Here is an 11,766-nt window from a genome sequence, read left to right as displayed (position 1 = left end):
GTGCGTGAGCCGTATGCGGTGAAAGTCGCAAGTACGGTTCTTAGGGGGGGGGAAGGCAGTGATGCCTTCTCCCTACCCTCCCTGGTGGTCGCCATCAGCAGGGTATAGCCGTCCGCCGGCGCCTTGGCGACCTGGTCGGTGGCGATGGCGCCGGCGGCGCCCGGCCGGTTCTCCACCAGCACCGGCTGTCCCAAGGACTCGGCCATCTTTTGCCCCACCAACCGTGCAACGACATCGGTGGAACCACCCGCGGCAAATGGCACAACAAGCCGCAGGGGTTTGGCAGGGAAGGTTTGTGCCCATGCCGGCATGGCGGCCAGCACCACGGCCAAGCCAAGCACCGATCTGCGGCGCATAACCTGGCGGTAGTGCGGTTGTCTCAGGTTCATCATCACTCCTCTGGTTGCAGAAGGTGATACCTTATCGCCCGGCCGCGCGTCTGGAAAATGATTTGTTTCGATGCACGGTCTATGCACACAATGGATACATGGATCTACACCGCATTGATTTGAATTTGCTGGTCGTGCTGGAAGCCGTCGTTTCGGAAGCCAGCGTTTCACGTGCAGCTCGCCGCCTGCACCTCTCGCAGCCGGCACTCAGTCACGCCCTTGCGCGCCTGCGCGAGGCCTTCGGCGATGCCATCCTGGTACGCAACGGGCGTGTCATGGAGGCAACGCCCCGCGCGCTGGCCGCCCTGCCCGAAGTGCGCTCCCTGCTCACCCAGGTGGGTCGCCTGTTCTCGCATGGCGGACGCTTTGATCCGGCCACGGTTGAGCGCAGCATCCACATAGGCGCATCCGATTATTCAGCCGCCGCCGTGCTGTCACGCATCGCCACGCAGATACGTTCTCAGGCGCCGTCGATGCGGCTGCGTGTTTTCCACGCCGGCCGGGTGGATGCACCGGGCATGCTGCGCTCGGGCCAGCTCGATCTGGCTTTCGGGGTATTCAACAATCTCACGGGAGACCTGGGCACCGCGCCGCTGCAGGACGAGCCCTACCTGTGCGGCGTGGCGCGTGACCTGAAGCTGCGACGCGCAATGACCGAAAGGGAATACCTGGATGCCGACCACCTGAACGTGCTGGTGCAGGGTGACACGCTGGGCCTGATCGACGAAGCACTGGCGCAACGCGGACTGGCGCGGCGGATTGTGCTGACCGTGCCGCATTTCGCCGTGGCACCGTCATTGCTGGCAGGGACACCCATGGTGCTGACCGCACCAGCCGGGCTGCTGCGCAGCGAAGCCGTGAAACCGCTGGTCAAAACATTCAAGCCGCCTGTCGAGCTGCCTCCCTTCCGTACCCAGATGGCATGGTCGCTGCGCCGCGAGGAAGACGAAGGCCTGCGCTGGCTGCGCGAGTGCATCGTGAAAAAGATGCGCTCATCAACAACAGCTGACGTTTAAGCAAAAAAGAGAGCTGAGTGACAAAAAGAAAACCGCCATGGCGGCGGTGAACTTGTTGGGCTGAAATGGCTACGGCCCGGAAAAGGGCCGCTGACCGCCAGAAAGATCAATTCAGGAGTGAAACAGGCCGCTGGCCCAGGGGGAATGAGCGCAACCAGCTACTAAATTAATAGCAAATGCAGCCCCCGGGCAGCGCATGGCCAGCTACCGGATTAGTTTCAGTCCACGCTGGCGCCGGACTCGCGCACCACCTTGCCCCACTTCACCGATTCCTTCTGGATAAAGGCTGAGAACTGCTCGGGCGTTTCGCTGTACACCTCGGCGCCCTGCTCGTTGATTTTCTTCTTGACGTCGGCCTTGGCCAGCACCTTGACGATGGCGGTGTTCAGCCTGGCCACCACGGCCGGCGGCGTACCGGCGGGCGCAAACAGGCCGAACCACGATGTGGCCTCGTAACCGGGCACGCCGGATTCGGCGATGGTCGGCACGTCAGGCAGTTCCGGCGAGCGTTTGGCGGTCGTCACGGCGATAGGGCGCAGCTTGCCCGAGCGCACATGCTGGATGGCCGAGGGCATGTTGTCAAACATGATGGCGATCTGGTTGCCCAGCAGGTCGGTCACGGCCGGTGCGCTGCCCTTGTATGGCACGTGCTGCATGTCGACCTTGGCCATGGTCTTGAACAGCTCACCAGACAGGTGGATGGAGCTGCCGTTGCCCGAGGAGCCGAAGTTCAACTCGCCGGGATGGGCCTTGGCGTAGGCGATCAGTTCCTTCACGTTTTTGAAGGGCTGCTTGGGGTTGGCCACCAGCAGGTTGGGCACATTCGCCACGCGGGTCAGGGGTGCGAAGTCCTTGATCGGGTCGAAAGGCATTTTTTTGTAGAGCGTCGCATTGATCGCATGTGTGCCGACCGTGCCCATGAACAGGGTGTAGCCGTCAGCCGTCGCCCGGGCTGCAGCCTGCCCGCCAATGTTGCCGCCCGCGCCGGCGCGGTTGTCTACGATGACGGACTGGCCCAGCTCTGCCGTCAAGGCCTGGCTCACGATGCGTGCCAGGATATCGGTGGTGCCGCCCGCGGAGAAAGGCACGATCATGGTGATGGTCTTGCTGGGGTAAGCCGCTTGTGCTGCGGCAGGCACACTGGCCAGCAAGCCGGTGCCCAGGGCCACGGCTGCGGTCAGGCTGCGCAGCGCGAATTGACGGCGACCGGAAATGGAAATGCGGGACATGGAGAAGTCTTTCTAGATAAGGAGAGAGAAAGTCCCGGTCATGCGCAAGCGGCTGACCTTGTGGATCGCACTGCTGAAACCGGGAAGGAAAAAGCCCCTATTCGGGGTGAGAAATCAAACCGGAGCCACCCCCAGGGTGGTACCACCGCAGACATACAGCACCTGGCCGGTCACAAAGCCGTTGTCGGGCGACAGGAAGAACAGCGCCGCGCGCGCCACATCTTCTGCCGTGCCCATGCGCCCTACCGCAATGCTGTCCAGGATGCGCTTTGTTTGCGGCGCGCCCTCGGGATTGCTCTTGCGGAACAGTTCGGTGGCAATTGGTCCGGGGCCAATCGCGTTCACGGTGATGCCGTCCCGTCCCAGCTCCATGGCCAGCGTGCGTGTCATGCCTATCATGCCGGCCTTGGTGGCCGAATAAACGATGCGGTCTACCTTGCCCAGCGCGGCGCGCGAAGACATGTTAACGATGCGGCCATGGCCCGAGGCGCGCAAAGTTGGTAAAAAAGCCTGCGTCAGCAGCATCACGGCGCGCAGGTGCAGGCCCACCACGTCGTCCAGCGTGGCCGTGGTGGCCGTGTCTATGGTGCCGGGGCGGGTGGCGCCGGCGTTGTTGACCAATGCCGTCACGTTGTGGTTCGCTGCGATCGTGGCAGCGGCTTCACGCGTTGGTGCTTCCCTGGTCAGGTCGGCCTGGTAGGACGTGAGGCTCGCATGGTTCCAGTCCGGCAGCACATAGTCGAGGTTGACCACGTGGCAGCCTTGCGCCAGCAGGGCTTCTGCAATGGCGCGGCCGATGCCGGAACTGGCACCCGTGACAACCGTGGTTTCAGGCAGGGATGCAGTCACTGTGCTCAAACCCGCTCCAGAATCAGCGCAATGCCCTGGCCCACGCCAATGCACATGGTGCACAGGGCGTAGCGGCCGCCGGTGGCGTGCAGGCGGTTGACGGCGGTAGTAGCCAGACGCGCACCGCTGGCACCCAGCGGATGGCCCAGCGCAATCGCGCCACCCCAGGCGTTGACGCGGGCGTCGTCATCCTTCAGGCCCAGCGCGCGCAGCACGGCCAGGCCTTGCGCGGCAAAGGCTTCATTGAGCTCGATCACATCGAGCTGGTCCAGCGTGAGGCCGGTTTGCGCCAGCACCTTCAGCGTGGCGGGTGTGGGGCCAAAACCCATGATGCGCGGCGCCACACCGGCCGTGGCCATGCCGACCACGCGGGCACGTGGTGTCAAGCCGTATTTGGCGGCATTGACTTCGTCGGCCAGCAGCAAGGCACAAGCACCATCGTTCACGCCCGAGGCGTTGCCGGCGGTCACCGTGCCGTCGGGGCGTACCACGCCCTTGAGCTTGGCCAGCGCTTCCAGGCTGGTTTCGCGCGGGTGTTCGTCCTTGTCGACCACGATGGCGTCTCCCTTTTTCTGGGGAATCGTCACGCCCACAATTTCGCGCGCCAGGTGACCGGCTTTTTGCGCGGCCACGGCATTGAGCTGGCTGGCCAGCGCCATGCGGTCCTGGGCTTCGCGTTCGATCTTGAAGTCGGTGGCGACGTTCTCGGCGGTTTCGGGCATGGAGTCCACGCCGTATTGGGCTTTCATCAGTTTGTTGACAAAACGCCAGCCTATGGTCGTGTCATACACGGCGTTGTTGCGGCTGAAGGCCGACTCGGCCTTGGGCATCACAAACGGCGCGCGGCTCATGCTTTCGACGCCGCCCGCAATCATCAGGCCGGCTTCGCCGGACTTGATGGCACGCGCGGCCGTACCCACGGCATCCAGTCCGGAACCACACAGGCGGTTCAGCGTGGCGCCGGGCACGTCAATCGGCAGGCCGGCCAGCAGGCTGGACATGTGTGCCACGTTGCGGTTGTCTTCGCCGGCCTGGTTGGCACAGCCATAAATCACATCGGTGACGGCCGCCCAGTCCACATTCGGGTTGCGCTGCATCAACGCCCGGATGGGCACCGCGCCCAGGTCGTCGGTGCGCACGCTGCTCAGGGCACCGCCGTAGCGGCCGAAAGGGGTACGGATGGCATCGCAAATGAAAGCTTGGGTCATGAGGTTCTCGATGAAAAAGGGTTGCAACAGATGGTGATCAGGTGAAATCAGGCCAGAGGAGATTAGAGCGCCACAGGCAGGCCTATCAATTTTTCCAGCTCGGCGTGTTCCAGGCCCTCGACCTTGTCGATGAGCTTGAGGCCTTGCGGCGTGCAGGCCAGCGTGGCGAGTTCGGAGTAAATGCGCTTGACGCAGGCAATGCCGGTGAGCGGGTAGCTGCACTGCGCCACCACCTTGCTCTCGCCTTTTTTGGTCAGCAAGTCCATCATGACCCAGGTCTGCTTGGCACCAATGGCCAGGTCCATGGCGCCGCCCACCGCGGGAATCGCACCGGGCTCGCCGGTGCTCCAGTTGGCCAGGTCACCCGTGGCCGAGACCTGGAAGGCGCCCAGCACACAGATATCAAGGTGGCCGCCGCGCATCATGGCAAAACTGTCGGCGTGGTGAAAAAAGGCCCCGCCCTTGAGCAAGGTCACCGGCTGCTTGCCGGCATTGATCAGGTCGTAGTCTTCTTCGCCTTCGGCCGGTGCCGGGCCCATGCCGAGGATGCCGTTTTCACTGTGCAACACCACCTCGCGGCCGGCAGGAATATGGTTGGCCACCGAAGTCGGCATGCCTATGCCGAGGTTGACGATGGCGCCGTCGTAAATGTCTTGCGCCACGCGGGCGGCCAGTTGGTCTTTGCTGCGTTTTTGGTAAGTCATGTCATGCGGCCCGTTTGATGCCGCCAGCCTGCGTGGCCACACGGTCAATTTTCACAATCTGGTGGACAAAAATGCCGGGCGTCACGATGTGCTCCGGATTCAGCGCGCCGAGTTCAACAATCTCATGCACGGTGGCCACGGTCTTTTTGGCGGCGGTGGCCATCACCGGACCAAAGTTGCGCGCCGCCATGCGGTAAGTCAGGTTGCCCCAGCGGTCGCCCTGTTCGGCTTTGATGAGCGCGACGTCGGCGTAAATCGGCATCTCCAGCACATAGTGCTTGCCGTTGATTTCACGGGTTTCCTTGGCCGAGCCGTCTGCATTTTTGGCCAGTTCGGTGCCAAAGCCGGTGGGCGAGAAGAATGCGCCTATGCCGGCACCCGCGGCGCGAATGCGTTCGGCCAGGTTGCCTTGCGGCACCAGCTCCAGCTCCAGTTGGCCGCTGCGGTACAGGCCGTCAAAGATCTGGCTGTCGACCTGGCGCGGAAAGCTGCAGATCACTTTGCGCACACGGCCGGTCTTGAGCAGCGCGGCCAGGCCGACTTCACCGTTGCCGGCATTGTTGTTGACCACCGTCAGGTCTTTCGCGCCCTGCTCTATCAGCCCGTCAATCAGTTCACTGGGAATGCCGGAGGTGCCAAAGCCCCCAATCAGCACGGTGGAACCGTCTTTTACGTCCGCCAGCGCATCGGCAATCGAGCGGGCAATCTTGTTGATCATTCAATAGTCTCCAAACAGGGGGCGCCAAAAAAGTCTGAAACACGCAACACAGGAGGCTATCTTGCGTTTATTTTGTTCGACATTAGAACAAGAGTTCGTATAATGAATTTTAGGAGAAAACGATCCCCATGGCAAATGCAGCAAGTAACCGCATTGCAGACAACAAGCCCGGAGACGGCTATGTGCAGTCGTTTGCGCGCGGCCTGGAGGTGATCCGCTCTTTCAGCGCCAGCGCACCCCGGCAAACGCTGACCGAAGTGGCCGGACGCAGCGGGCTGAGCCGCGCGGGCGCGCGCCGTATCCTGCTGACGCTGCAGGCGCTGGGCTATGTACACGTGGAGGGCAAGCTGTTCAGCCTCACCCCGCGCATACTGGACCTGGGCTTTGCCTACCTCTCGTCCATGCCGATCTGGAACCTGGCAGAGCCGGTGATGGAAGCCCTGGCCGGGCAGGTAAAGGAGTCATGTTCGGCCGCCGTGCTTGACGGGACCGACATCCTGTATGTGATTCGTGTGTCAACGCACAAAATCATGAAGATCAACCTGAACGTGGGCTCGCGCTTGCCGGCCTATTGCACCTCGCTGGGACGCATGCTGCTCTCTGCGCTGCCGGAAGATGAGCTCATGCAGCGCCTGCAAGCCTCGGAACGGACAGCGCTCACCAAACACACGGCAACCGACATTGGTGAACTGGCAGCCCGCATTGCCCTGGCGCGCCGGCAAGGCTGGGCGCTGGTGAATCAGGAGCTGGAAGAGGGCCTGGTGTCCATGGCGGCACCAATCACCAACCGCAGCGGGCAAACAGTAGCGGCCCTGAACATCAGCGGCCAGGCCAACCGCACAAGCGCCAAGGCCATGCATGACACCATGCTGCCGCAATTGCTGGCCGCCGCCAGAACAGTTTCAGGCCTGCTTGCCGCGCAAAGAAACTAGGCTCAGGATTTTCGAAAACCCGCGACCAGCACGATCGCGCCCAATGCCACGGCGCCCAGGCTGAGCCACTGTGGAATGTTGACCGACTCTTTTTCCTTGACGGTCAGTTCGATAGGGCCGATTTTGGCTGCCGTGGTGTCTTTGGTAAAACTGAAGCCACCGGTAAAAAATCCGGCAAGGCCGATCACGACCAGAACAATGCCCGTTATTTTTGCTGCATTCATTAAAATTCCCTCATCCGGTTTGTCAGGTCAGGCGACACACCCCGGAAGCGCATCACCCTGGACAGTAATGTAGGGATGACTGCTGAAACCGTCTGTAGGACTCCACCGGCGCCTGGCGTCAATGAAGCGCCAGTATCCACCGTACAGGCAAAGGGAACAGGGGGCGTGATAACCTTCCGCCATGTTTACGCCATCACAAGCCGATGTCCGCCGATTTTTCTGTTCTGTTTATGCCAAGGCCAAGGCAGGACAACCGCTGGAAGCTATCGAAACCATAGCAAGCCAGTGGATTGAAGAGCACCCCGAGTACCACGCCGATTTTGCCGATGCCGATGCGGCGCTTGAAAAAATGTACGACGTGGAGGGCGGCAAGACCAACCCGTTTTTGCACCTGTCCATGCACCTGTCCATCAGCGAACAATGTTCGATTGACCAGCCGCGCGGCATACGGCAGGCCGTGGAACTGCTCACCGCCAAACGCGACTCGCTGCACGACGCACACCATGAAACCATGGATTGCCTGGGCCAGATGGTATGGGAGAGCCAGCGCGCCGGCCGCCCACCCGACGGCGCGGCCTATATAGACTGCGTGCAGCGCCGCGCCACAAGGGATTAGGAAAGATTAAGCCCGGGGGAAACAAAAAAGCCGTCTTTCGACGGCTTTTTCAGGAGGCGCTTGTTTCCTTAGCGGAAACGGCTCTCGGGAACAGTCTTGAGTTCACCCTGGACGGAAGACAGGTAGTTGGCCAGCAACTTCAGCTCTGCGTTGGTGTATTGCTTGGCCATGCCGGACATGATGGCATTGCCACGACCAACCCTGGGGTTGCCTGGATCGACCTTGTAGGCCTTGAGTGCCACAAACAGGTAGTCGGCATGCTGGCCGGCAATTTTCGGGTAGGACGGGTCGATTGGCTTGCTGAAGTTGGCGCCATGGCAGGAGGCGCAATTGGCCTTGGTCAGCAGGGCCTGGACTTCTGCGGTGGGCTCTTTTACAGGCTTGGCAGGCAATTCCGCACCGGCGACCACGCCGCTGGCGCTGTAATAGGCAGCCAGGTCAGCGATGTCCTGGTCGGACAGGCTATCGGCAATACCGCGCATGCTGGGGTATTTGCGATCGCCTTTCTTGTAGGCATGCAGCGCCGATGAAATATATTGGGCGCTCTGGCCGGAGATCATGGGGACCTTGTACACCTCTGGAAAAGTGGACTGGTAGCCCTTGATGCCGTGGCATCCAATGCACATGGAATTCTTGCTCTCACCGGCCTTGGCATCGCCCTTGATGTCCTGGGCCTGGCTTGGGATCGTCGCAAATGCGACAGCTACAGCGAATATCGTAGTAAAAAGCTTGTTCATTTTGCGCGCACAATCGAGTGAGAATTCAGGTGGGGACTGTTGTTATAAACAACCTGTGATTATATCTGGGCCTGTCCCGCCAAAAAAACGGCCCGCCGCAAAGACCCGGATACCTTTTCAAATTCAACCGAAACGCCCTGAAACCGATCAAAGAACTGAATCCAGAACATGAAATTCCAAGGCTCCAAAAACTACGTCGCCACCCAGGACCTGATGCTTGCCGTCAATGCATCCGCAACCCTCAAGAAGCCCCTGCTGGTCAAGGGCGAGCCCGGCACCGGCAAAACCATGCTGGCAGAGGAAGTGGCCCAGGCCATGGGCCTGCCGCTGCTGCAGTGGCACATCAAGTCCACCACCAAGGCGCAGCAGGGCCTGTATGAATACGATGCCGTGTCGCGCCTGCGGGATTCGCAATTGAGCACTGTCGATGGCGGCGAAAAGGTCAAGGACATCCACAACTACATCGTCAAGGGCGTGTTGTGGCAGGCCTTCACCTCGGAAACGCCGGTGGCGCTGCTGATCGACGAGATCGACAAGGCCGACATCGAGTTTCCGAACGACCTGCTGCGTGAAATCGACCGCATGGAGTTTTACGTGTACGAAACACGCGAGCTCATCAAGGCCAAGCACCGGCCGCTGGTGTTCATCACGTCCAACAACGAAAAGGAACTGCCCGACGCGTTTTTGCGCCGCTGCTTTTTCCACTACATCAAGTTCCCCGATGCCGACACCATGCGGCAAATCGTGGACGTGCATTTCCCCGATTTGAAGAAAGAGCTGCTGACCGCAGCGATGAAAACCTTTTACGACGTGCGCAACCTGCCCGGCCTGAAAAAGAAGCCATCCACCAGCGAACTGCTGGACTGGCTCAAGCTGCTGGTCGCCGAAGACATTCCGCTGGAAGCCCTGCAAAGCAAGGACGACAAGGTCGCCGTGCCGCCGCTGGTCGGCGCCCTGCTGAAAAACGAGCAGGATGTAACCCTGTTCGAGAAGCTGGTGTTCATGCAGCGCAATAATCGTTAAAGGACTGATCCCCCATGAACCAGAAATCGCTGCTTGTTGAAGGTCTCTCGGATGCCATCGGCTTTGTCGGAGGCGCCTTGCTGGGCTACTGGATAGGCTTGCTCCTTGGCCTGAACATCTTCGACCCAGGCTACAGCAACAGCAGCATCTTTGGCATTGTGCTCGTCGGGCTGGGTGGCGGTGCGGGCCTGCAGATTGCGCGCCGCTGGCGCAACCGCGGCAAACCCGGCGCAGCTGACACAGAGAAGTAAGCATGGCATTTGCAGAACCCGTCACCCTGACCGGCCGGAACTGGGTCGTGCTGGAGCCGCTGAAGCGGGAGCACGCTGACGAGCTTCTGCAAGCCGCCAAAGACGGCGAACTCTGGAACCTCTGGTACACCAGCGTCGGTGACCCCGATGCCCTGTTCAGCTATATCGACGCGGCACTGAAAATGCGCGACGAACAGGGCGCCCTACCCTTCGTGGTGCGTCGCAAATCCGACGGCAGGATTGTCGGTTCCACGCGTTATTTCAACGTGGATGCCAAAAACCGGCGACTGGAAATAGGCCACACCTGGTACAGCCGGAGCGTGCAGCGTACCGGCGTCAATACCGAGGCCAAACTCATACTGCTGGAGCACGCGTTCGAGAAGCTGAACTGCATCGCCGTGGAGTTTCGTACCCACTGGTTCAATTTCGACAGCCGCGCCGCGATTGCCCGGCTGGGCGCCAAACAGGACGGCGTATTGCGCAACCACCAGGTCGCCGCCAATGGCACTTTGCGCGACACGGTGGTGTTCAGCATCATCGCCAGCGAATGGCCGACAGTGAAGGCGCATTTGCGCTTCCTGCTCAACAAGCCCCGCCCATCGACCACAGCCAACGGGGCATGAGGAACAAGACATGTTGATCGATTTTTTCTACACCCTGCGTTCTGCCAAGTTGCCGGTTTCCGTCAAGGAATACCTGATGCTGCTGGAAGCGCTGCAGGCCGGCGTCGTCGGCCCGAACAGCGGCAAGCTGCCCGAGGACATCGGCGAAGGCGCCTACAAAATTGACGACTTCTATTACCTGAGCCGGACCATCCTGGTGAAGGACGAGAAACACTACGACAAGTTCGACCGTGCCTTTGCCGCCTACTTCAAGGGCGTGGAGATGCTTGCCGACTTCACCAAGGACATCCCGCTCGAATGGCTGCGCAAAAACCTGGAGTTGGAGCTCAGCCCTGAGGAAAAGGCCAAGATCGAGAAAATGGGCTGGGACGAGCTCATGGAAACGCTGAAAAAACGCTTTGAAGAGCAGAAAGAACGCCATGAAGGCGGCAGCAAATGGATAGGCACGGGCGGCACTTCGCCGTTTGGCGCCAACGGTTTCAATCCGCAAGGCATACGCATAGGCCAGGAAAAAAGCCGCAACAAGAGCGCCGTCAAGGTCTGGGACCAGCGCGCCTACAAGGACTACGACGACACCCAGGAACTCGGCACACGCAACATCAAGGTGGCATTGCGCCGCCTGCGCAAGTTTGCCCGCGAGGGCAATGTCGAAGAACTGGACCTGGACGACACCATCAAGTCCACCGCGGCCAATGCCGGCTGGCTGGACATCAAGATGGTGCCCGAGCGCCACAACAACGTGAAGGTGCTGCTGCTGATGGACGTGGGCGGCACCATGGACGAGCACATCCACCGGGTCGAGGAAATGTTCTCGGCCGTCAAGGCCGAATTCAAGCACCTGGAGTTTTATTACTTCCACAACTGTGTCTATGACTTCATGTGGAAAAACAACCGCCGCCGTTTCAGCGAAAAATTCGCCACCTGGGACATCATCCGCAAGTACAACAAGGACTACAAGCTGATCTTTGTCGGTGATGCGACCATGAGCCCCTACGAAATCCTGCAGCCCGGCGGCAGTGTGGAATACAACAACGAGGAAGCCGGCGCCGAATGGATGCAGCGGCTGACCAATGCCTTTCCAAAATTCGCCTGGATCAATCCCGAACCGCAGGGCGTGTGGCAATACCGCCAGAGCATCAGCGTGATCCAGCAACTGGTCAACCAGCGCATGTACCCCCTGACCATCAAGGGCCTGGAAGAAGCCATGCGCATGCTGTCCAAATAGCGTCAACACGTCCGGTGCTCAA

Annotated in this window: 15 protein-coding genes; 7 read left to right on the top strand and 8 right to left on the bottom strand. The window is 60.6% G+C overall.

Translation table 11 applies throughout. The annotated features are described in order from the left end of the window. Positions 1-389, bottom strand: a 389-nt coding sequence (locus tag ACFQND_RS13595) for a Bug family tripartite tricarboxylate transporter substrate binding protein (RefSeq protein ID WP_377413854.1), incomplete at its 3' end; no start/stop codon positions are given. 98 nt (positions 390-487) lie between these two features. On the opposite strand from ACFQND_RS13595, the gene ACFQND_RS13590 reads away from it, so the two are divergent. After that, complete coding sequence (locus ACFQND_RS13590) at positions 488-1,405, top strand: LysR family transcriptional regulator (protein WP_371436729.1); 918 nt, start codon at positions 488-490, stop codon at positions 1,403-1,405. Between the two features lie 218 nt (positions 1,406-1,623). Here the strand turns inward: ACFQND_RS13590 and ACFQND_RS13585 are convergent, their stop codons facing one another. The 5 genes from ACFQND_RS13585 to ACFQND_RS13565 form a co-directional block, all read right to left on the bottom strand. Next, positions 1,624-2,634, bottom strand: coding sequence for a Bug family tripartite tricarboxylate transporter substrate binding protein (locus ACFQND_RS13585; RefSeq protein ID WP_371436730.1), 1,011 nt, complete (start codon positions 2,632-2,634; stop codon positions 1,624-1,626). A 114-nt stretch (positions 2,635-2,748) separates the two neighbouring features. Continuing rightward, positions 2,749-3,483 carry an SDR family NAD(P)-dependent oxidoreductase gene (locus ACFQND_RS13580; RefSeq protein WP_371436741.1) on the bottom strand — a complete coding sequence of 245 codons (735 nt, stop codon included), beginning with the start codon at positions 3,481-3,483 and terminating at the stop codon, positions 2,749-2,751. A 5-nt stretch (positions 3,484-3,488) separates the two neighbouring features. Beyond that, entirely contained in the window at positions 3,489-4,691 is a 1,203-nt protein-coding gene (pcaF, locus tag ACFQND_RS13575; protein WP_371436731.1) for a 3-oxoadipyl-CoA thiolase, read from the bottom strand. Positions 4,692-4,753: 62 nt separating this feature from the next. Continuing rightward, positions 4,754-5,395: a 3-oxoacid CoA-transferase subunit B gene (locus ACFQND_RS13570; RefSeq protein WP_371436732.1), complete on the bottom strand. Its 642-nt coding sequence runs from the start codon at positions 5,393-5,395 to the stop codon at positions 4,754-4,756. A 1-nt stretch (position 5,396) separates the two neighbouring features. After that, on the bottom strand, positions 5,397-6,113 hold the full coding sequence (locus tag ACFQND_RS13565) for a 3-oxoacid CoA-transferase subunit A (protein ID WP_371436733.1): 717 nt from the start codon (positions 6,111-6,113) through the stop codon (positions 5,397-5,399). Positions 6,114-6,241: 128 nt separating this feature from the next. On the opposite strand from ACFQND_RS13565, the gene ACFQND_RS13560 reads away from it, so the two are divergent. Further along, complete coding sequence (locus ACFQND_RS13560) at positions 6,242-7,045, top strand: IclR family transcriptional regulator domain-containing protein (RefSeq protein WP_371436734.1); 804 nt, start codon at positions 6,242-6,244, stop codon at positions 7,043-7,045. A 2-nt stretch (positions 7,046-7,047) separates the two neighbouring features. Here the strand turns inward: ACFQND_RS13560 and ACFQND_RS13555 are convergent, their stop codons facing one another. Continuing rightward, entirely contained in the window at positions 7,048-7,269 is a 222-nt protein-coding gene (locus ACFQND_RS13555; RefSeq protein ID WP_371436735.1) for a hypothetical protein, read from the bottom strand. Between the two features lie 181 nt (positions 7,270-7,450). Here ACFQND_RS13555 and ACFQND_RS13550 point away from each other — a divergent pair, with 181 nt between their 5' ends. Next, positions 7,451-7,885 (top strand): DUF1841 family protein, encoded by a 435-nt coding sequence (locus ACFQND_RS13550; protein ID WP_371436736.1) that lies wholly within the window; start codon positions 7,451-7,453, stop codon positions 7,883-7,885. Positions 7,886-7,953: 68 nt separating this feature from the next. Here the strand turns inward: ACFQND_RS13550 and ACFQND_RS13545 are convergent, their stop codons facing one another. Further along, positions 7,954-8,622: a c-type cytochrome gene (locus ACFQND_RS13545; protein ID WP_371436737.1), complete on the bottom strand. Its 669-nt coding sequence runs from the start codon at positions 8,620-8,622 to the stop codon at positions 7,954-7,956. A 168-nt stretch (positions 8,623-8,790) separates the two neighbouring features. On the opposite strand from ACFQND_RS13545, the gene ACFQND_RS13540 reads away from it, so the two are divergent. From ACFQND_RS13540 to ACFQND_RS13525, 4 genes are read left to right on the top strand one after another with little or no spacing between them, the layout of a single operon-like run. Continuing rightward, on the top strand, positions 8,791-9,645 hold the full coding sequence (locus ACFQND_RS13540; RefSeq protein WP_377413847.1) for an AAA family ATPase: 855 nt from the start codon (positions 8,791-8,793) through the stop codon (positions 9,643-9,645). Positions 9,646-9,659: 14 nt separating this feature from the next. Further along, positions 9,660-9,896 (top strand): hypothetical protein, encoded by a 237-nt coding sequence (locus ACFQND_RS13535; RefSeq protein WP_371435235.1) that lies wholly within the window; start codon positions 9,660-9,662, stop codon positions 9,894-9,896. Between the two features lie 2 nt (positions 9,897-9,898). Next, entirely contained in the window at positions 9,899-10,519 is a 621-nt protein-coding gene (locus tag ACFQND_RS13530; RefSeq protein WP_371435236.1) for a GNAT family N-acetyltransferase, read from the top strand. 10 nt (positions 10,520-10,529) lie between these two features. Next, positions 10,530-11,744, top strand: coding sequence for a vWA domain-containing protein (locus ACFQND_RS13525; protein WP_371435237.1), 1,215 nt, complete (start codon positions 10,530-10,532; stop codon positions 11,742-11,744). The last annotated feature ends 22 nt before the right edge of the window (positions 11,745-11,766 follow it).

It is taken from the genome of Polaromonas aquatica (genome assembly GCF_042659145.1).
Lineage (GTDB): Bacteria > Pseudomonadota > Gammaproteobacteria > Burkholderiales > Burkholderiaceae_C > Polaromonas > Polaromonas aquatica.
The sequence above is the reverse complement of the archived record's forward strand: the minus strand, read 5'-3'. Positions and strand labels throughout refer to the sequence as shown.